The organism is Mycolicibacterium wolinskyi (assembly GCF_002101965.1).
Lineage (GTDB): Bacteria > Actinomycetota > Actinomycetes > Mycobacteriales > Mycobacteriaceae > Mycobacterium > Mycobacterium wolinskyi.
Window position 1 is genome coordinate 678,372 of sequence record NZ_LQQA01000030.1, and the last position, 20,498, is coordinate 698,869.

General features: G+C 67.4%; 17 protein-coding genes and 1 tRNA gene. 10 read left to right on the top strand and 8 right to left on the bottom strand.

The features are described from left to right. Positions 1 to 9 precede the first annotated feature (9 nt). Positions 10 to 1,395, bottom strand: coding sequence for an FAD-dependent oxidoreductase (locus AWC31_RS27005; protein ID WP_085147132.1), 1,386 nt, complete (start codon positions 1,393 to 1,395; stop codon positions 10 to 12). Between the two features lie 61 nt (positions 1,396 to 1,456). Here AWC31_RS27005 and AWC31_RS27010 point away from each other — a divergent pair, with 61 nt between their 5' ends. The 6 genes from AWC31_RS27010 (at position 1,457) to ahcY (ending at position 6,874) form a co-directional block, all read left to right on the top strand. Next, on the top strand, positions 1,457 to 2,932 hold the full coding sequence (locus tag AWC31_RS27010; RefSeq protein ID WP_085147134.1) for an amino acid permease: 1,476 nt from the start codon (positions 1,457 to 1,459) through the stop codon (positions 2,930 to 2,932). A 229-nt stretch (positions 2,933 to 3,161) separates the two neighbouring features. Continuing rightward, positions 3,162 to 4,319, top strand: a complete 1,158-nt coding sequence (locus AWC31_RS27015; protein ID WP_267312683.1) for an alkane 1-monooxygenase — start codon at positions 3,162 to 3,164, stop codon at positions 4,317 to 4,319. After that, positions 4,316 to 4,489, top strand: a complete 174-nt coding sequence (locus AWC31_RS27020) for a rubredoxin (protein ID WP_085147138.1) — start codon at positions 4,316 to 4,318, stop codon at positions 4,487 to 4,489. Before AWC31_RS27015 ends, AWC31_RS27020 begins: the two co-directional genes overlap by 4 nt. Continuing rightward, the gene (locus AWC31_RS27025; protein WP_067854649.1) at positions 4,486 to 4,668 is read left to right on the top strand and encodes a rubredoxin; all 183 of its coding nucleotides are present in this window, start codon (positions 4,486 to 4,488) and stop codon (positions 4,666 to 4,668) included. The genes AWC31_RS27020 and AWC31_RS27025 overlap by 4 nt, the downstream gene beginning before the upstream one ends. A 41-nt stretch (positions 4,669 to 4,709) precedes the next feature. Continuing rightward, positions 4,710 to 5,333, top strand: a complete 624-nt coding sequence (alkX, locus tag AWC31_RS27030) for a TetR family transcriptional regulator AlkX (RefSeq protein WP_085147140.1) — start codon at positions 4,710 to 4,712, stop codon at positions 5,331 to 5,333. A 71-nt stretch (positions 5,334 to 5,404) separates the two neighbouring features. Continuing rightward, the gene (gene ahcY / locus AWC31_RS27035; protein WP_067854643.1) at positions 5,405 to 6,874 is read left to right on the top strand and encodes an adenosylhomocysteinase; all 1,470 of its coding nucleotides are present in this window, start codon (positions 5,405 to 5,407) and stop codon (positions 6,872 to 6,874) included. 72 nt (positions 6,875 to 6,946) lie between these two features. On the opposite strand, the gene nrfD is transcribed toward ahcY, so the two are convergent. The 6 genes from nrfD to AWC31_RS27070 all read right to left on the bottom strand — a co-directional run bounded on the left by nrfD (position 6,947) and on the right by AWC31_RS27070 (position 15,319). Further along, entirely contained in the window at positions 6,947 to 7,939 is a 993-nt protein-coding gene (gene nrfD / locus AWC31_RS27040; protein WP_085147372.1) for an NrfD/PsrC family molybdoenzyme membrane anchor subunit, read from the bottom strand. A 32-nt stretch (positions 7,940 to 7,971) separates the two neighbouring features. Continuing rightward, positions 7,972 to 8,889 (bottom strand): 4Fe-4S dicluster domain-containing protein, encoded by a 918-nt coding sequence (locus AWC31_RS27045; protein ID WP_085147142.1) that lies wholly within the window; start codon positions 8,887 to 8,889, stop codon positions 7,972 to 7,974. Further along, complete coding sequence (gene fdh, locus AWC31_RS27050) at positions 8,886 to 12,152, bottom strand: formate dehydrogenase (protein ID WP_110775268.1); 3,267 nt, start codon at positions 12,150 to 12,152, stop codon at positions 8,886 to 8,888. Before fdh ends, AWC31_RS27045 begins: the two co-directional genes overlap by 4 nt. A 73-nt stretch (positions 12,153 to 12,225) precedes the next feature. Next, entirely contained in the window at positions 12,226 to 13,905 is a 1,680-nt protein-coding gene (locus tag AWC31_RS27060) for a SelB domain-containing protein (RefSeq protein WP_085147150.1), read from the bottom strand. Next, positions 13,896 to 15,173 carry an L-seryl-tRNA(Sec) selenium transferase gene (selA, locus tag AWC31_RS27065; protein ID WP_085147152.1) on the bottom strand — a complete coding sequence of 426 codons (1,278 nt, stop codon included), beginning with the start codon at positions 15,171 to 15,173 and terminating at the stop codon, positions 13,896 to 13,898. Before selA ends, AWC31_RS27060 begins: the two co-directional genes overlap by 10 nt. Positions 15,174 to 15,224: 51 nt before the next feature. Next, positions 15,225 to 15,319 (bottom strand) — tRNA-Sec (locus tag AWC31_RS27070). A gap of 39 nt (positions 15,320 to 15,358) precedes the next feature. Between AWC31_RS27070 and selD the strand changes: the two genes are divergently transcribed. Both selD and AWC31_RS27080 read left to right on the top strand, forming a co-directional pair. Beyond that, the gene (gene selD / locus AWC31_RS27075; protein WP_085147374.1) at positions 15,359 to 16,351 is read left to right on the top strand and encodes a selenide, water dikinase SelD; all 993 of its coding nucleotides are present in this window, start codon (positions 15,359 to 15,361) and stop codon (positions 16,349 to 16,351) included. 85 nt (positions 16,352 to 16,436) lie between these two features. Continuing rightward, positions 16,437 to 17,318 carry an LLM class F420-dependent oxidoreductase gene (locus AWC31_RS27080; RefSeq protein WP_085147154.1) on the top strand — a complete coding sequence of 294 codons (882 nt, stop codon included), beginning with the start codon at positions 16,437 to 16,439 and terminating at the stop codon, positions 17,316 to 17,318. Here AWC31_RS27080 and AWC31_RS27085 read toward each other — a convergent pair. Then, positions 17,273 to 18,118, bottom strand: a complete 846-nt coding sequence (locus tag AWC31_RS27085) for a helix-turn-helix transcriptional regulator (protein ID WP_067854625.1) — start codon at positions 18,116 to 18,118, stop codon at positions 17,273 to 17,275. The genes AWC31_RS27080 and AWC31_RS27085 overlap by 46 nt on opposite strands. A 129-nt stretch (positions 18,119 to 18,247) precedes the next feature. Between AWC31_RS27085 and AWC31_RS27090 the strand changes: the two genes are divergently transcribed. Together AWC31_RS27090 and AWC31_RS27095 are read left to right on the top strand one after the other, a co-directional pair. Further along, on the top strand, positions 18,248 to 19,477 hold the full coding sequence (locus AWC31_RS27090) for an AAA family ATPase (protein WP_085147156.1): 1,230 nt from the start codon (positions 18,248 to 18,250) through the stop codon (positions 19,475 to 19,477). Continuing rightward, positions 19,474 to 20,496 carry a tetratricopeptide repeat protein gene (locus AWC31_RS27095; protein WP_085147158.1) on the top strand — a complete coding sequence of 341 codons (1,023 nt, stop codon included), beginning with the start codon at positions 19,474 to 19,476 and terminating at the stop codon, positions 20,494 to 20,496. Before AWC31_RS27090 ends, AWC31_RS27095 begins: the two co-directional genes overlap by 4 nt. Positions 20,497 to 20,498: the final 2 nt, after the last annotated feature.

Genomic DNA, 20,498 nt, shown 5'->3' on the forward strand with positions numbered 1-20,498 from the left:
GGCAGCGGCTCAGAGCGTGGCGAGGATCTCCTCGTCCTGCTTGCCCGGCCCGCCCCGCTCGGCCAGGAACGCTCGCATGTTGGTCCGGATCGCCCGCCCGATGAGGCGCGGTGACGGTGCCAGGTACAGGCTGTCGAGCAGGCTGGTTCGCCGTAGGAACCATTCGGCCAGAACAGGATCCGTCTCGGCGGCGCCGAGGAACTGATCGAAGAGCCCGTACATCGGCCGGTACCACCGCGGCTTGTCGCCTTCGGCGCCGTGCGCGATGTGGTCGGCGACGGCGTTCATGAGCCACACCGGATACGTCGACCGCGCGGTGCTGTACGCGAGACGCCTGATGAGATTCTGGCGGCCGCTCGCCAGCACACTGCGCAGATTGCCGGCCTGCAGCGCCGTCATCGTCACGCCCTGGCCGTACGTGGGGTTGAGGCTGGCCACCGCGTCGCCGAACGGGAAGATGCCTGCCGGCATCCGGTGCAGTTTGTCGTAGCGCCGCCACTTGGCCACCGGGTAGCGGTGGAATGCCATCTCGCCCACGGGCTCACCGGCCCGCAGTGCCGCACTGATGTGCGGCGGCACGGTCGTGTCGGCCTGCGCGCAGATACCGGCGAAGTCTTGCGGTGGTTCGGCTTTGGCGACGCCGAACGCCGTCACGGTCCAGATGCCGTCTTCGTGGAACAGCATGCCCATGCCGAGGCCCTCGTCGTGCGAGGCGCTCACCAGAACCATCTTCTCCGCGATCATCCCGTCGGGGATCCGCACCCGGTGCGACGCGTACGTCACACCGATCTTCACCGAATCCTCGCGCGGACGCTCGTAGCCCCACTCCTCCAACCACACCGGCAGGCGGCTGCCCCGGCCGGACGCGTCGACCACGAGGTCGGCGGACACGGTTTCGCCGTTGTCGAGGAGCAGGCCCGTCACCCGTTCGGCGGCCGGATCGAACTGCGGTTGCACGACCCCGTTCTGCACGACGGTCACGTTGGGCAACGCGAGGGTGCGTTTGCGCACCTGCCATTCCAGCTGACCGCGACTCGGCACGTACGCGGTGAAATTGGACTCGAGGGTTCGGCCGGTGCCGAGCACGTGACCGGCGGCGGTGAAGTGAATCGACTCGGGGCGGTTCTCGACGACCGGTACGCCGGCCGCAGCCATCTCGTCGAGGAGCCCGGGAAAGATCTTCTCGAGTTCCTGGGCCCCTCGCGCCATCAGGAGGTGGACGTGCTGCCCCTGGGGGATCGCGCTGCGGTTGACGGGTTGATCGGGTAATTCATCGCGTTCGTAGAGCGTCACTTGGTCGAAGTGATCCGACAACACCCGGGCCGCGCACAGGCCGGCGATGCTGCCTCCGATGACGACGGCATGGTCGGAGGCGAGTTCTCGTGTCCTACTCATCGACCGCCACCGTAGTGGGAACATGACGTGAAGCGGGCACGAATGGAAGGCGACGTAAATTATGAACGGTAGATGGCGCACCAAGTCCGTCGAGCAGTCGATAGCTGACACCGATGAACCGTCGACGCGGCTGCGAAAAGATCTGAACTGGTGGGACCTGACCGTTTTCGGCGTATCTGTGGTGATCGGCGCGGGTATTTTCACGATCACCGCCTCGACCGCCGGCAACCTCACCGGACCCGCGATTTCGATCTCGTTCATCATTGCTGCGATTGCCTGCGGTCTCGCCGCGCTGTGTTACGCGGAATTCGCCTCGACCGTGCCGGTCGCCGGCAGCGCGTACACGTTCTCCTACGCGACCTTCGGTGAGTTCGTCGCCTGGATCATCGGCTGGGATCTGATCCTCGAGTTCGCGGTCGCCGCGGCGGTCGTGGCCAAGGGCTGGTCGAGCTATCTCGGCACGGTGTTCGGGTTCGGCGGCGGTACCGCCGAGTTCGGCGGCCTGACACTGGACTGGGGAGCGCTGCTGATCATCGCCTTCGTCACCTACCTGCTGGCGATGGGCACCAAGCTGTCGGCGCACTTCAGCCTGGCTATCACCATCATCAAGGTTTCGGTGGTGCTGCTCGTGGTCGTCGTCGGCGCGTTCTACATCAAGGCGGCCAATTACTCGCCGTTCATACCGCCCGGTGAGGGGGCCGGCGAAGGCGCCGGCGGCGCCGAGCAGTCGCTGTTCTCGCTGATGACGGGCGCCGAGGGCAGCCACTACGGCTGGTACGGCGTGCTGGCCGGGGCTTCCATCGTGTTCTTCGCGTTCATCGGGTTCGACATCGTCGCCACCACGGCTGAGGAGACGCAGAACCCGCAACGGGATGTGCCGCGCGGCATCCTCGGCTCGCTGGCGATCGTCACGGTGCTCTACGTCGCGGTGGCGGTCGTGCTGTCCGGCATGGTGTCCTACCTCGACCTCAAGAGCGGTGACGGTGCCTCGGCCAACCTCGCCACGGCATTCGAACTCAACGGCGTGCACTGGGCCGCCAAGGTCATCTCGATCGGCGCGCTGGCAGGGCTCACGACTGTCGTGATCGTGTTGATGCTGGGTCAGACGCGGGTGCTGTTCGCGATGTCGCGCGACGGACTGCTGCCGCGTCAGATGGCGACCACCGGCCGGCACGGGACGCCGGTACGTATCACGGTGATCGTCGGCGTTCTGGTCGCGGTCGCCGCATCGGTGTTCCCGATGGGCAAGCTCGAGGAGATGGTGAACATCGGCACGTTGTTCGCGTTCGTGCTGGTGTCGGCCGGCGTCATCGTGCTGCGCCGTACCCGCCCTGACCTGCCGCGTGGGTTCCGGGCACCGTGGGTGCCGCTGCTGCCGATCGCCGCGATCATCGCGTGCGTGTGGCTGATGCTCAACCTGACCGGGGTGACGTGGATCCGGTTCCTCATCTGGATGGCGATCGGCGTCGTCGTGTACGCGGTCTACGGTCGCCGGCACTCGGTGTTGGCCAACCGCGACGTCACGACGACGGTCTGACACTCGGGATCGCTCGGTTCTTTTTCGCCCGCCCGTGTGACCGTGCGCACATCGGTCGTTTACAAATACCGCCTTCGTGTCTAGACAGAAGACATATGCCGTCCTATAGTCAAGTCATTGCAGTGATGGCTCTCACATAAGGAGGCTTGACGTGGTGGCGGAACTTTCAGGCAACCCGGGCGCGTCGGAGGTCCGGCAATGGCGTGACAAGAAGCGGCACCTGTGGCTCATGGGCCTGATCGCCCCGACGGCGATGTTCGTGGTGCTGCCGCTCGTGTGGGCGTTCAATCAGCTTGGGTGGCACATCGCTGCGCAGATCCCGCTCTGGATCGGCCCGATCCTGCTCTACGTACTACTGCCGCTGCTGGACCTGCGGTTCGGCCCGGATGGCCAGAACCCGCCGGACGAGGTCATGGAGCAGCTGGAGAACGACAAGTACTACCGGTACTGCACGTACGTCTACATCCCGTTCCAATACGCCAGCGTGGTCCTGGGCGCCTATCTGTTCACGGCATCGGACCTGAGCTGGCTGGGATTCGAGGGCGGCCTGGGCTGGCCGGCCAAGATCGGTGTCGCGTTGTCGGTGGGGGTGCTCGGAGGGGTGGGCATCAACACCGCACACGAGATGGGCCACAAGCGAGATTCGCTCGAACGCTGGCTGTCGAAGATCACGCTCGCGCAGACCTGGTACGGCCACTTCTACATCGAGCACAACCGCGGGCACCACGTGCGGGTGGCCACTCCGGAGGATCCGGCATCGGCCCGGTTCGGTGAGACGTTCTGGGAGTTCTTGCCGCGCAGCGTGTTCGGCAGCCTGAAGTCGTCGTGGGAGTTGGAGGCGCAGCGGTTGCGCAGGCAGAACAAGTCGCCGTGGCATCCGTCGAACGACGTGCTGAACGCGTGGGCGATGTCGGTGGTGTTCTGGGGTGTGCTCATCGCGATCTTCGGCGTCGGCGTGATCCCGTTCATGCTCATCCAGGCCGTCTACGGGTTCAGCCTGCTGGAGTCGGTGAACTATCTGGAGCACTACGGTCTGCTGCGGCAGAAGACGCCGAGCGGTCGCTACGAGCGGTGCGCGCCCGTGCACAGCTGGAACTCCGACCACATCGTGACCAACCTGTTCCTGTATCACCTGCAGCGGCACAGCGATCATCACGCGAACCCGACACGCCGGTACCAGACTTTGCGCAGCATCGATGGCGCGCCCAACCTGCCCAGTGGCTATGCCTCGCTGATCGGGTTGACGTACCTGCCGCCGCTGTGGCGCAAGGTCATGGACCACCGGGTGCTCGAGCACTACGACGGCGACATCACGCGCGTCAACATCCAGCCCCGGCTGCGCGACAAGGTCCTGGCCCGCTACGGAGCGGCTGGAGCCGCGCAATGAGCGCCTATCGCTGCCCCGGCTGCGGTTACGTGTACGACGAAGCCAAAGGCGCACCGCGCGAAGGCTTTCCGGCCGGCACGCCGTGGGATGACGTGCCCGATGACTGGTGCTGCCCGGACTGCGCGGTGCGGGAGAAGGTTGATTTCGAGAGTGTGGAGGTTTCGCGATGAATGACTACAAGTTGTACGTGTGCGTGCAGTGCGGATTCGAGTACGACGAGGAGAAGGGCTGGCCGGAGGACGGCATCGCCCCGGGTACCCGTTGGGACGACATTCCCGACGATTGGAGCTGCCCGGACTGCGGTGCGGCCAAGTCCGATTTCGAGATGGTGGAGGTCGCCCGGCCGTGACAGCGGCCTGCTCTGTGGCGGGAAGCGATATTGTCGCGCGTGTGAGTCGTCCGCGTGACAAGCAACGCATCCCGTACGCAGAGGCGTCGAGGGTGCTGCTGCACGATTCGATTCTCGACGGGATGCGCGATCTGCTGCTGACCCGGGACTGGTCGGCGATCACGCTGTCGCACGTGGCCCAGGCCGCGGGCGTCAGCAGGCAGACGATCTACAACGAGTTCGGGTCACGTCAGGGCCTGGCCGAGGGATATGCCATGCGGCTGGCCGATCGGCTGGTCGACGCCGTCGACGACGCGATCAACCACAACGTCGGTGACGTGCATGCCGCGTTCCTGGAAGGCTTCCGCTCGTTCTTCGTGGACTCGGCCGCCGATCCGTTGGTGATCTCGCTGCTGACCGGAGCCTCGAAGCCCGATCTGCTGCAGATCATCACCACCGGAAGCGGTCCCATCATCAGCCGGTGCTCGGATCGGTTGACCGGCACGTTCCAGAACAGCTGGATGAAGGCCAGTGACGAGGATGCCGGCGTGCTCGCGCGCGCGATCGTGCGGCTGGCGATGAGCTACGTCTCCATGCCCCCCGAGGCGGATCACGATGTGGCCGGTGACCTGGCCCGACTGATGACACCGTTCGCCGAGCGCTACGGTGTGATCGAAGAGAATTAGAGCCGCCCACCCCGCGAAGCTAATGTGTAAATTAGCTAAGTAATTACGATGCGCGCAGAGTAAGGAATCACATGACGACGACTGAGCAGAAGCTCACGGCAGACGTACGCAATGGCATCGATTACAAGGTCGCAGACCTGTCGTTGGCCGACTTCGGCCGCAAGGAGATCCGGCTGGCCGAACACGAGATGCCTGGCCTGATGGCGCTGCGCCGCGAATATGCGGAGGTGGCCCCGCTCAAGGGTGCTCGCGTGTCCGGCTCGCTGCACATGACCGTGCAGACCGCGGTTCTCATCGAGACCTTGGTGGCGCTCGGCGCTGAGGTCCGCTGGGCGTCGTGCAACATCTTCTCCACCCAGGACCACGCTGCCGCCGCCGTCGTCGTCGGCCCGCACGGCACCGTCGACGAGCCCAAGGGTGTGCCGGTGTTCGCGTGGAAGGGCGAGACCCTCGAGGAGTACTGGTGGGCCGCCGAGCAGATGCTCACCTGGGAAGGCGAGCCCGCCAACATGATCCTCGATGACGGTGGCGACGCGACCATGATGGTGCTGCGCGGTGCGCAGTACGAGAAGGCCGGTGTGGTCCCGCCCGCCGAGGACGACGATCCGGCCGAGTGGAAGGTCTTCCTCTCGGTGCTGCGCGAGCGCTTCGAGACCGACAAGAACAAGTGGACCAAGATCGCCGAGTCGGTCAAGGGTGTCACCGAGGAGACCACCACCGGCGTGCTGCGGCTCTACCAGTTCGAGGCCGCGGGCGAACTGCCGTTCCCGGCCATCAACGTCAACGACTCGGTCACCAAGTCCAAGTTCGACAACAAGTACGGCACCCGCCACTCGCTGATCGACGGCATCAACCGCGGCACCGACGTGCTGATCGGCGGCAAGAAGGTGCTCATCTGCGGCTACGGTGACGTCGGCAAGGGCTGCGCGGAGTCGCTGGCCGGGCAGGGCGCCCGCGTGTCTGTCACCGAGATCGATCCGATCAACGCACTGCAGGCCCTGATGGACGGGTTCGACGTCCGCACCGTCGAGGACGCGATCGGCGAAGCCGACATCGTCATCACGGCGACCGGCAACAAGGACATCATCACGATCGAGCACATGAAGGCCATGAAGGACCAGGCCATCCTGGGCAACATCGGCCACTTCGACAACGAGATCGACATGGCGGCGCTTGAGCGTTCGGGCGCCACGCGGATCAACATCAAGCCGCAGGTCGACCAGTGGACGTTCGACAGCGGCAAGTCGATCATCGTGCTGTCCGAAGGTCGTCTGCTCAACCTGGGTAACGCCACCGGGCACCCCTCGTTCGTGATGAGCAACAGCTTCTCGAACCAGGTCATCGCCCAGATCGAGCTGTGGACCAAGAACGACGAGTACGACAACGCGGTCTACCGGCTGGCCAAGCACCTCGACGAGAAGGTCGCCCGCATCCACGTCGAGGCTCTCGGCGGGCAGCTGACCAAGCTCACCAAGGAGCAGGCCGAGTACATCAACGTCGACGTCGAAGGGCCCTACAAGCCCGAGCACTACCGCTACTGAGTTAGCACGCGAAGTCCCCGAAACCTGGAATTCCCCAGTGTTTCGGGGACTTTCGCGTTTGGGCCGACCGGTTCACCGGCTCCGGTCGTCGCCCCGGGCGGGCCTGCCCTCGTCAAGCCGCTTGCGTTGTGGCACAACGACATATTTGGGGTCCCGAGTGGACTCGACACCGGCTTCGAACACGCCGAACCGCTGCAGCGCGCTGCCCGCCAACAGCGCCGCGCCCGACGCTGCGACCGCCCATCGCCTGCGGCCCGACACCACCGCACCGACTGCGCCGCCGACGGTCAGGATCTCCGACCACTGCCGCAACCGGTGAGCTTTGCCGGTCGTGTACGCCTCGGCGACGAGACCCAGCCGATGCTCCATCGTCCGCGACGCCACGACCTCCAGCGCCGCGCCGGTCACCGCCATCCTCCGGGCCGGGCCGCTCTCCGATACGGGCGCGAGCAGCATTCCCAGACCGGCCCCACTTGCCGCGGCAGAGCCGGTGAAGACGAACGGCAGATACGGGTGTGCTTCCCGCCACGCCGGAACCGCCGTCTGCGACAACAACACTGCGGTGTACGACGCCACGCCGGGCGCGACCGCGGCGGCTTCCAGACCCGCCGGACGCGCCGCCCGATTCACCAACCGGCCCAGCCAGGTCCGGCGCAACCGCGCAGGCATCAGTTCCGCGACCGCCGCCAGGCCGGCGCCCGGCCCGTAGCCGCCGAGAAGCCAGGTTCCCATACTCATCGGCGAACTCGGCTTGGCCACGCGCAGCATGTGGTGGAACCGCTCGGGCCTGCCGAGGTCGCCGATGAGGAAATACATGCTGGCCAACAGACTCGCCAGGGCGCCGAGTCGGGACACCTTGCGCAGCCGCGGCCGACCGGTCAGGTCGGCACCGGCGGCCAGCAGCGCAGAACCCGCCGACAGGCCGCCACTGAACAAATAGGCCGCGATCATCCAGTTCCATACCGGCGTCTTGAGAATCTGGCGCCCGTAGTACGACCGGAAATCGGCCGGCGCCACGGCCATGTCGTCGTTGCCGCGGCGGCGGTGCCGCGTCTCTGCATGCATGTCCGATGCGTCGGTGTCGCTGAGCTTCTCCTTCACGAGCGCCCCAGAAACGCCGATACCGCGACACCCACCAGCGCCGAGGCCGCCATGCCCGCATACCGCCACATCGCGCCGGCGTCGCGCGTCGGCACCACCGGGTCGGGCGGCAACCCGTACACCTCTGGTTCATCGAGCAGCAGGAAGAACGCACCGTCACCGCCGACCCCGTCGTTCGGATCCTGCCCGTAGAGCCGTGCCTCGGTCACGCCACGCTCGTGCAATTCGGACAACCGGTGAGCGGCCCGCTCGCGCAACTCGTCGAGCACGCCGAACTGGATGGAGTCCGTCGGGCAGGCCTTGGCGCATGCGGGCTCCAGCCCGTCGTGCAGCCGGTCGTAGCACAGTGTGCACTTCCATGCCCGGCCGTCACCTTCCCGGCGTTCGATGACTCCATAGGGGCATCCCGACACGCAATAGCCGCACCCGTTGCAGATGTCTTGTTGCACAACAACAGTGGAGAACTCGGTACGGAACAGCGCTCCGGTGGGGCAGACATCCAGGCACCCGGCGTGCGTGCAGTGTTTGCACACGTCCGACGCCATCAACCAGCGGAAGTCCTGGCGTGTATCGGCGCCCATCGCATCGCCCGGCCGTTCGAAACCCGGCATGCCGAGCTCGACGGGCTCGCTTCGGTTGTCGCCCAAGCCATGTCGACCGTCCGCGGGCTGCTCGATGAACGCCACGTGCCGCCACGAGTTGGCACCCAGGTTGCCGGTGTTGTCGAACGACATGCCGAGGAGGTCGAACCCGTCCTCGGGCACGCCGTTCCACTCCTTGCACGCGACCTCGCAGGCTTTGCAGCCGATGCACACCGACGTGTCGGTGAAGAATCCCACGCGCTGCGGATGCTCGTCGTAGCCGGCGTCGGCCGCCGGGTCTGCCAGCGGACCGTAGAAGCTGTTGTCTCTCATGGTTTCTCCTCGGTGTGGCCGGGCGAGGGCTTCGTGGTGTCCAGGTGGGTACCCGTCTGCGGGGTGATGTGTGCGCGGTCGCGGTAGGCCGCGACGTACTCGAGCAGCTGTGGCCCACGGGGCCGGCGTCCCGGCTGGATGTCGCAGGTCGCGACCTTGCTCTCCTGGATGAACACGTTCGGGTCGGCGACGACACCGAGCAGGTCGTTGACGACGTCGCCGTCGATGAGGCCGACGTTGCCCCAGTGGTAGGGCATCCAGATCTGGTGCACCACCCGGTTCTCGATCCGCAGCGGTCGCATCCGGCTCGTCACGAACACCCGGGCATCGACCGCTGTTCGGCTCGTGACGACGTGCGCCCAGTCCATATGCGTCAGACCGCGAAGCTCCGCGAGCTCAGGCGACACCTCGACGAACAGGCCCGGTTGCAGTTCGGACAGGTACGGCAACTGCCGACTCATCCCGCCCGCCGTGTGATGTTCGGTCAGCCGGGCCGCGGTGAACACGAACGGGAACACGTCGCCATGTGCGTCGGGCCACGACGGGTTCGACGGATTGTCTTCGCGCCCATACACTTTGCGCGCCGGGTTGCCCTGCTGCCGATACAGCGCGTTGCGTACGGGGGATTCGTGCGGTTCGTAGTGCGTCGGCAGCGGGCCGTCGGCGAGCCCGCTCGGGGCGAAAAGCCATGCCTTGCCGTCGGCCTGCATCACGAACGGGTCGTCGCCGCGCAGCGCCTCGACGCCGACGGCACCGGCGGGCGGCCGGTAGTCGGGTGGTTTGGCCTTCTCGAAGTCGGGGACGTCGTAGCCCGTCCACTCGTGTCTGTCCGGATCCCACCAGACGAGCTTCTTGCGCTCGCTCCACGGCTTTCCGGCCAGATCGGCCGAAGCGCGGTTGTACAGCACACGACGGTTCATCGGCCACGTCCAGCCCCACTCGGCGTCGTATGGCCCCTGTTCGGTGTGCGGTTTGCGACGGGCGGCCTGATTGACGTCGTCGGCGTAGACACCGCTATAGATCCAGCACCCGCAGGCCGTGCTGCCGTCGGCCTTGAGCGACAGATAGTTGTCGACGGCTCGCCCGGTGGTCAGATCAACGCCGTTGATCCGGCGGAGCACATCCTCACCAGAAGGTTCATCACCGTCCAGCGCATAGTCCCACCACAGGTCGAGCAGCGGGCGGTCCCGCTCATCGGTGGAACCGGCCAGCTTTTCGCGCAGGATGCGGCCGAGGTGGTAGAAGAACCACAGCTCCGAGCGGGCATCGCCTGGCGCCTCGACGGCCTTCTCGCGCCACTGCAGCATGCGCTGGGTCTGGGTGAACGTGCCGGCTTTCTCCACATGCGACGCGGCCGGGAAGAGGAACACCTCGGTGCGGCACGTCTCCGCGCTGATCTCACCGGTCTCGGTTTCCGGACCGTCCTTCCAGAACGTCGCGCTCTCGATCTCGACGAGGTCGCGCACCACCAGCCAATCGAGGTTCGCCATGCCGAGTCGCTGCAGCCGTCCGTGGGCGGACCCGACGGCGGGGTTCTGGCCCAGCAGGAAATAGCCGAACACCTTGCCGTCGATCATGTCCATCACGGTGCGGTACGTGCCGTGGTCGCCGTTGATGCGCGGTAGGTAGTCGAAGCAGAAGTCGTTGTCGGCGGTGGCGTGTTCACCCCAGTACTCCTTGAGCAACGACACCATGTAGGCATCGGCGTTGTGCCAGAACCCTTTCTGGTTGCGGCTCTTGATGTCGTCGAGGTAGTCGGCGAGCGTCTCCTGACCGGCGTGTGCCATCGAGAGGTAGCCCGGCAGCAGGTTGAACAACGTCGGAACGTCGGTCGAGCCCTGGATGCTGGCGTGCCCGCGCAAGGCGAACACCCCGCCGCCGGGGCGGCCGATGTTGCCCAGCAGCAGCTGGATGATCGCCCCGGCGCGGATGAACTGTGCGCCCATCGTGTGCTGCGTCCAGCCAACGCTGTACACGAGCGCGGTCGTGCGTTCGCGGTTCGAGTTCTCCGTCCACTTGCGCGCGACTTCGAGGAACTGCTCGGCGGGCACGCCGCAGATCCGCTCGACCATCTCCGGGGTGTAGCGGGCGTAGTGCCGTTTGAGGATCTGGTACACGCACCGCGGGTGGCGCAGGGTCGGGTCGTTGGGGATGTCGCCGGCACCGCCCTCGATCGGCGGACCTCCCGAACCGGACCGCTCGGGCGCGCCGTGCTCTTTGGCCCTCGCGCCGCCCTCGTTGGCGTCGGTGCGCTCGTACTGCCAGGTCGACGGGTCGTAGGACGCCGTGGCGTCGTCGTAACCCGAGAACAGCCCGTCGAGATCCTCGGCATCGCGGAAGCGCTCGTCGACGATGAACGACGCGTTGGTGTACGCGGTGACGTATTCGCGGAAGTCCAGGTCATTGGACAGGATGTAGTTGATCACCCCGCCCAGGAACGCGATGTCACTGCCGGCGCGCAGCGGTACGTGCCGGTCGGCCAGCGCGCTCGTGCGGGTGAACCGCGGATCGATGTGGACCACCTGGGTGCCGCGCGCCTTGGCTTCCATCACCCACTGGAATCCGACCGGATGGGCTTCGGCCATGTTGCTGCCCATGATGACGATGAAGTCGGAGTTGACGAGGTCCTGCTGATAGTCCGTCGCCCCGCCGCGACCGAAGGAGGCCCCCAGACCGGGAACCGTTGCGCTGTGTCAAATACGCGCCTGGTTCTCGATCTGCAACGCCCCCAAAGCCGTGAACAGCTTTTTGATCAGGTAATTCTCTTCGTTGTCCAGCGTGGCTCCGCCGAGGCTCGCGATGCCCATGGTGCGGCGCAGCGTGTTGCGGTCGGCGTCGAACTGCTGCCAGCCCTTGTCGCGGGCGTCGAGAACGCGGTCGGCGACCATGTGCATCGCGGTGTCGAGGTCGAGCTCGCGCCACTGCGTGGCATACGGCGCGCGGTAGCGCACCTTCGTCAGCCGCTGTGGACCGGTGACGAGTTGCTTGCTCGCAGATCCCTTGGGGCACAAGCGTCCCCGCGAGATCGGGCTGTCCGGGTTGCCCTCGATCTGGGTGACCTTGCCGTCTTTGACGTAGACCTTCTGCGCGCATCCGACGGCGCAGAACGGGCAGACGGAATGCGCTATCTCGTCGGCGTCGGCCGTCCGTGGCGTCAGTGTCAGCGAGCGGTCCGACTGGGCGGCCTTGCCGCGGCCCAACTTGTCGGGGCCGGTGAGCTGCCGGTACACCGGCCACGACTCGATCAGCTTCCGGAAGTCCATGGCGTCCTCCTACCCACTTGTCGGCAATCAAACCATCGTCGGCTGGTTGTTGCCTGCAAGTTGGTGCGCGCTGTCAGAGCGTGTGGCGGGTGCCGTCGTCGCCGCGTCGGGTGCAGCCGCGGGCATCGAGCTGTTCGAGTAGTGGGACCGCGACCCGCCGCGTGGTGTTCAGCGCGCGTTTGGCTTCGGCGACGGTGAACGGCTGCGGGAGGGTCTTGAGAACTTCGACGGCGCGGTCGTATGCGTCCGGGCCGAGCACGATGCCGTCGGCGATCCTCGTCAACCGGCCGGCCCGCACCGCCGCCGCCAGTTCCCGGGTACCGAGCTTCAATTCCGCGAGCTCGTCGGCGTCCGGCGCCCGGAAAGGCTCTGCCGCCAGCCACTTCTGCACGGCCCGCACGGCCTCGTCCACCCGTGGTGGCAGCTGCGCGCCCGGCCGCTGTACGAGCCCGTCCCGCACCTGCAGGCCCGTGCCGGCGAGCAGCGCGGGCACCAGTTCCAGCGCGGGCAATCCCACCTGCGAGCGTACGGTTTCCAGCGGCATACCCGCTGCGACATCGTGTTCGGCGAACCATTGCGTCACCACCTCGAGCAGGTGCCCGCGGCGCTGTGCCCACCATCGCTCGTCGACCACCCAGTCGCCGATTCGCTCACCTTCGACCGGAAACCCCATGGCGTGCAGCTCTTTTGCCGTCGCACACACGGGCAGGGCGGCCCGCCCGCCGGCGAGTTCGGCAGCACGGGCCCTGGCGTCACCGCGTCGGCGTAACGGTGCGGGTCGCACGTCGAGCACCCGCACGCCCGCCGCGATCCGGTGCTCGCCGGGATCCCGCAGCAGCCCGACGTCGCCGATTCGTAACGGCAGCGGACGGGCCAGCCGCAGTCGCGCGGCCGCATCGCCGAGCGGGCGCACATGCACCGGTACCGCGGCCGACCCGATGTGCAGCATCAACCGTTGGTGCAGCTTGTCCGCCGACCGCAACCCGACGTCGATCGCTGAGGTGTCGAGCCATGCGCCCGGCGTTCGCACGGTATGCCCGCGGCCGATGAGGTCGCGGTCGACGCCGCGCAGGTTCACCGCAACTCGTGCGACCGCGCCGACCGTCGTCTCGGCCCGGCCCAGCGACTGCACGCCTCGCGCGGTGACCTGCCTGCCGTCATGTTCGAGTTCGTCGCCGACGCGGATCGTTCCCGCAGCGAGTGTTCCGGTCACCACCGTCCCGACACCCCGCACGGTGAACGAGCGATCGACCCACAGCCGCACATCGGCGTCGGGGTCGGGCACAGGCAGCCCGTCGACGAGCGACATCAGTTCGGTGCGCACCTGATCCAGGTCGGTGCCGATCACCACACGCGAATCGGGGAACCGCTCGCGCGCGTGCGCCACGGCAGGGGCCGGATCGGCGAGGTCGGCCTTGCTGATCACGACGAGCGTGTGCTCGACGCCGAGTGCCCGCACCGCGGCGAAATGCTCCTGGGACTGTGGCATCCAGCCCTCGGTCGCGGCGACGACGAACATGACCGCCGGGACCGGACCGACCCCGGCCAGCATGTTGGCGACGAACCGCTCGTGGCCCGGCACGTCGACGAACGCGATGTCGCGGCCGTCGATCGTCGTCCAGGCGAAGCCGAGATCGACCGTGAGACCGCGGCGCTGCTCCTCGGCGAGCCGGTCGGGCCACATGCCGGTGAGCCGGTGCACAAGGGTGGATTTGCCGTGATCGACGTGGCCGGCCGTTGCGACTACGTACATGCCAGCACCGCGTGCGCCAATGTGTCGTCGTCGGCTTCAGGCACTGTTCGCAGGTCGAGCAGGCAGCGGCCGTTCTCGAGTCGCCCGACCACCGCCGGGGTGCCCACGCGCAGCGGCGCCGCGTACCACTCGGGCAGGCTCACGGCGGCGCTCGGCAGCGCGACGCCGGGTGCGCCACCGCCGCCCACGGCGGCGATGCAGTCGACCGCGTCCGCATCCGGTAGCCGGGCCGCGAGCCGCGCGGCCCGCACCCGCAGTGATTCCACGTCGACGCGCAGCGCCTCGGCGACCGGCGGTGGTGGACCGGTCAGCGTGGCCTCCAGCGCGGCCAGCGTCATCTTGTCCACCCGCAGGGCTCGCGCCGCCGGATGACGACGTAACCGCTCGATCAGTTCGGCCCCGCCGAACAGCAGACCCGCCTGCGGGCCACCGAGCAGTTTGTCGCCCGAGGCGGTCACCAGGTCAGCTCCGTCGCCGAGCACCGTCGTCGCGTCCGGTTCGTCGGGCAGGAGCGGGTGCGGGGTCAGCAACCCCGAGCCGATGTCGACCACCAACGGCGCGTCGAGCGTTGCGAGTTCGGCGACCGGAACCGATGACGTGAAGCCGGTCATCGCATAGTTCGACGGATGCACCTTCAGGACGAAGCCGGTGTCGGGCCCGATCGCGTCGGCATAGTCGCGCAGATGCGTGCGGTTGGTGGTCCCGACGTCGCGGATACGCGAACCGGTTGATTCCATCAACGCCGGAAGGCGGAAACCGTCACCGATCTCGATGAGCTCGCCGCGGCTGACGATCATCTCCTTGCCGGGGGCCAGTGTCATCGCGGTCAGGAGCAGCGCGGCCGCGTTGTTGTTCACGACGTGGACGCCGCCCGCGGTGGGGACGGCCCGCGCCAGGGCGGCCATCGCACCGCGGCCCCGGCGGGCACGACGGCCGGTCTGGAGGTCGAACTCGACGTCGGTGGCGCCGCTCGCCGTCACCACAGCGTCGATCGCCGCGGTCGACAACGGTGCCCGACCGAGGTTGGTGTGCACGACGACACCCGTGGCGTTGATGACCGGACGCAGGCTCGAGGCGCTCGACGGCAGTGCCGCGACAGCGGCATCGGCTACTCGGTCGGGAGCGATCTCCCCGCTGCGCGCCTTCTGCTGTGCTTCGGCGATCACCGATTTCACCAATGCGCGCCCCAGTGTCCGCTCGGCTTCGGCGAGGCGCGGATCGGCCAACAGTGTGTCGGTGCGGGGCACCCGGCGGCGGGGGTCGGTCATGTGGTTGGTGGGGGGTGAGCAATTTGGCGGAGGCGGACGCGAGGAGCAATATGGCGGAGGCGGACGGGAATCGAACCCGCCAGCGGCAGAAACTGCCGCTCAGCGATTTTGAAGACCGTGCCGGTCACCAGACCGGATACGCCTCCCTGACCCATCGCCCCATCATGACAGGCAACATGGGGTTCATGGCCTACCGACTGACCCAATACGCCCACGGTGGCGGCTGCGCATGCAAGATCCCGCCCGGCGAATTGGAGGAGGTCGTTCGCGGGCTCACCCACGCGGAGCCAAAAGATCCGCTGGGTGAGCTGCTGGTCGGGCTCGATGCCGGTGACGACGCGGCGGCCGTGCGCATCGCGGGCGGGACTGCGCTGATCGCGACGACGGATTTCTTCACCCCTGTCGTGGACGACCCATACGAGTGGGGCCGGATCGCCGCCGCCAACGCTCTGTCGGACGTCTACGCCATGGGCGGGCGGCCTGTGGTCGCGGTGAATCTGCTCGGCTGGCCGCGTGAGGTGTTGCCGTTCGAACTGGCCGCCGAAACGTTGCGCGGTGGGCTCGACGTCTGCGGTGCCGCGGGCTGTCACCTTGCCGGCGGACACAGCGTCGATGATCCCGAACCCAAGTACGGCCTGGCTGTCACCGGCATCGCCGACCCGAACCGGTTGCTGCGCAATGACTTCGGCAAGGCTGGTGTCCCGTTGTCGCTCACCAAACCGCTCGGTGTCGGCGTGCTCAACAGCAGGCACAAGAGCACCGGCGAGGTCTTCCCGCAGGCGATCGAGGCGATGACGACGCTGAACGCCGACGCCTCCGCGGCGGCACTGGCGGCCGGCGTCGAATGTGCCACCGACATCACGGGTTTCGGGTTGCTGGGGCATCTACACAAGCTTGCCCGCGCGAGCGGCGTGAGCGCGGTCATCGACTCGACGGCAGTGCCCTATCTCGACGATGCGCGAGAAGCGTTGCGCGACGGCTACGTAAGCGGCGGTACCCGCCGTAACCTCGAGTGGGTGGCGCCGCATGTGGACCTGTCCGCCGTGAGCGAGGACGAGGCGCTGCTGCTGGCGGACGCGCAGACCTCCGGCGGGCTGTTGATCGCGGGGGAGATCCCGGGCGCACCGGTCATCGGCGAGCTCGTGTCGCGCGGTGAACACACCATCGTGGTGCGGTGACCGCCAGGATCGGTGAACGTGGTGGTGTCAAACCTACGATGACTGCGCACTGGTGGATCGGCGGACCGGTCGGCACCGTGGAGGCATGAAGTTCGGTGTCAGCACATTCGTAACCGACGAGGGGTTGTCGCCCGCGGATCTGGCGGTCGCGCTTGAGGATCGCGGGTTCGACTCACTGTTCGTGGCCGAGCACACGCACATCCCGGTCGACGGTCCGCAGCCGCCCGACGGCGACCTGCCGCCCCACGACTACTACCGCTCACTCGACCCGTTCGTCGCGCTCACGGCCGCGGCCGCCGTCACCGAAAGGCTGCTGCTCGGTACCGGAATCGCCCTTGTGGTTCAGCGTGATCCGATCACTCTCGCCAAAGAAGCGGCCAGCCTGGACCATCTGTCGAATGGGCGGTTCCAGCTCGGTGTCGGCGCGGGGTGGCTGCGCGAGGAAATGCGAAACCACGGTACCGAGCCGCGCACCCGCCTGGCGCTCATGCGTGAGCGAGTGCTGGCGATGAAGCAGATCTGGACCACCGAGCAAGCCGAGTTCCATGGTGAATTCGTGGATTTCGGCCCGATCTACTCCTGGCCGAAGCCGCGGCACGTGCCGGTCCTCGTGGGTGGTAACGGGCCGACAGTGCACGATCGGGTGCTCGAATACGGTGACGGTTGGGCGCCGAATCTGGTCGGGCCGCCCGAAGAACTGGCGGCGCGGGTCAAAGAGTTGCAGCGGCGCGCGGCCGACGCCGGACGCGATCCAATACCTGTCACACTGATCGGCGCCGACCAACGCGGATACCTCGGACCCGACCGGCAGGGCGCCATCACGCCACTGGGTGAGCGCGAGCTGGCGATCCTGGCCGACGGCGGCGTCGATCACTGCGTGTTCTTCCGCGACGCGGGCGCGCCCGAGGGGGAGGCGCTGCGTTATCTCGACGAGCTCGCCGAGCTGACAAGGCCGTTGCGCGACTGAGTCATCAGATGGTCGAGCCGGTCAGCGGTGCCGGTTCCCGGGCGTGGGTTGTAGAGAACAAGGTGCCAGCCCGGATGGTCGGTGACGGCCAGGGTGGTCTTGTCGAACACCAGCTCGCCGGCGTCGGGGTGACGCACCGCCTTGACCGCCTGCAGATGCGGACCGACGTCGTGCTGCTGCCACAGCTTTTCGAACTCCGGGCTGATGACGCTCAGATCGTTCACGATCTCGCCGAACGCGGCGTCGTCCGGGTAGAGCGCGGCGTCGGCGCGGAACGCGGCAACGACACCCGGCGCGGCCGACGCCCAGTGAACGTACATGTCGCGATAGCGGCTGTTGGTGAAAAACGTGACGAGACAGTTGCGGTCGGTGTCGCGGTAGCCGAACGCCTGCCGCGTCGCGTCGTTGACCGCGAGCAGGTTCCAGTACCGGTCCTGCAGCATCGCGGGCCGCGGCGACCACGCATCGATCAGGTGCCGTAGCTCCGGTGTCACCGGGCTGTCGCGCAACCCGGCAGCAGGCGGCGGGTTCGTCCCTGCCAGCGAGTACAGGTGCGCCCGCTCGGGCTCGGTGAGTCGCAGCGCCGTGCTGATGGCGTCGAGCACGCTCGACGAAACGGTGATCTCGCGGCCCTGTTCGAGCCACGTGTACCACGACGTCCCCACCCCGGCCAGCAGTGCGACCTCCTCGCGCCGCAGTCCCGGGGTGCGGCGCCGTCCGCCGTCGACCAGGCCGACGTCGGCCGGCTTGAGCCGGGCCCGGCGGGTACGCAGGAAATCACTGAGCTGCTCGCGCCTCATATGGCGATGGTAGGAGCGCGTCGCGCGTGCTCGGCCACCCCAGCCTGGTGGTGTGAGTCCCCGGATCAGGCGTCGGGACAGGCGCGCGGGGGCGGATAGGATTCTGCTGAGCGATCGACGGGGGTGCGAATGGCTGAGGACGCGGTCATCGAAGAGCTGGCTGCCGCCGTCGAGCGCAGCCCCGAACTCGCCGAGCTACGCCTGCACTTGGCCACCCTGCTGGTGGAGCGCAGGCGCTATGCCGAAGCGCTCACGCATTGCAGCGCGGTGCTGGCACAAGACGCGGCCAACGCCCGCGCGGTCGCACTGCTGCAACAGTGCACTGCGGGCCTGGCGGGGGCACCCGCACCGGCCGCTCCAGCAGCGCCTGCGGATGCCGCCCGGACGTTCGACTGGTCGGCAGCCGAGGAACAAGTCGCCGACATCGTCAAGCCCGCGTTCGTCGAGGAACCGGCCGAGGCGGTCAACGACTACGACTTCGATGCGGTCCGATCCAGCGCCGTCCGGCTGTCGGACATCGCCGGCATGACGGATGTGAAGACCCAGCTGGACCTGTCACTGCTGGGGCCGATCCGCAACCCCGAGTTGATGAAGGCCTACAAGGTTTCGGCGCGCGGCGGTCTGCTGCTCTACGGCCCGCCCGGGTGCGGCAAGACTTTCATCGCCAAGGCGGTTTCGGGTGAGTTGGGTGCCAGCTTCTATCAGGTCGGCATCGCCGACGTGCTCAGCCGCTGGCTCGGCGAGAGCGAGCGCGCCATCCGCTCGGTGTTCGACACCGCCCGCCGCAAGGCGCCCTGCGTGCTGTTCTTCGACGAGGTCGACGCGCTCGGGCACCGCCGGTCGGCCCTCGGTGGAAGTTCGGGTCTGCGGTCGGTCGTGAACGCGCTGCTCGAAGAGATGGACTCCGCGACGTCGACCAATGACGGCGTCTATGTCCTCGGCGCCACGAACGCGCCGTGGGACGTCGACCCGGCGCTGCGGAGGCCGGGACGATTCGACCGGATGATCTTCGTCCCGCTGCCGGACGCCGACGCGCGCGCGGCGATCGTCCGATTGCACTTGCAGGACCGCCCCGTCGAGGGCATCAACCTGGCGACGGTCGTCAAACGCACCGACGGTTTCTCGGGTGCCGATCTGGCCCATATGTGCGACAGTGCAACGCAATTGGCCATGGCGGACTCGATGCGGACCGGGCAGGTACGGCCGGTCCAGATGCGTGACGTCGACGCCGCGCTCAGCCAGATTCGCCCGTCGGCCGGCGCCTGGTTCGACACCGCACGCAACGTCGTGGATTTCGGCAACCGGGACGGCTCCTACGACGATCTCGCAAAATACCTGCGGCACAGAAAGATCCGGTGACCTCCACAACCGATGGTGCCGGGTTCGTCGCGCAGGCCTACCTGGACTCCGGCAACTACGCACGCGCCGAGGAGGTGCTGCGGTCGGCGCTGGCCGCAGACCCCAACAATGCCGACCTGCTCGCCGGCCTGGCGCGCGCCAAGATCGGGCAGAAGGACTACTACGCCGCGGCTTTGGCCGCCCATTCCGCATTGGCGGCCGCACCCGACAGTGAGTACACCAAGCGCCTGTATGCGTTGGCGCTGCAAGGGCAGGGCAGGCTTCCCGAGGCGCTGTGGATGGCGTGGAAGACCGTCACCGAACACCCCGACGTCTATCTCGCCCACTATGTCTACGCGAGCATGCTGTACTCCGCGGGCCACGCCCAGCAGGCACTCGTGGCGGTCAACGAGGCGCTGCGTTTGAACCCGGCATCGGCCGACTCCTGGGTGCTGCGCGGCGACATCTACCGGTCGTTCTGGGGGTTCGCGGCGGCCGAAGCCGACTATCACGAGGCAATCCGCTTGGAACCCGACCATGCGTCCGCGGTGAACAACTTGGCGGTCAGCCGATTACGGCGCGGGAAGACGGGTATGGCGCTGCACGGATTTCTCGGCGCAGGCCGGCTCGACCCTGGACTGGGGGAGTTGGCCCGCCGCAATGTCGGTGTCGCACTCACCGGGGTGCTGCGCTGGACGACGGCGTCGGTGGTGTTCATGGCGGTCGCGTTGATCGTCGTGGCGGCCATGCACGAGGAAGGCCGCGCCACCGTTGTCCCCAGGCTGTTCGCCGCGGCGCTGACAGCCGGATTCGTGGCCGTGATCGTGTGGGTGTTTCGCCGGGTGCCGTGGCCCGCGCTGCGTGCGGTGCTGCGAGAACGGTTCCTGCTCGCCCTCCGGCTTCTGTTCGTGGGGTTCGCGGTGCTCGCCGGGTTGGCTGTGACGGTGGTGGGCTCGACTCCGCTCACCGATGTCCTGGGTCCGTTGCTGTTGATGGGCGTCGTGGGTCTCACGGTGCTCGGATGGCTGACCGGACAATAGCG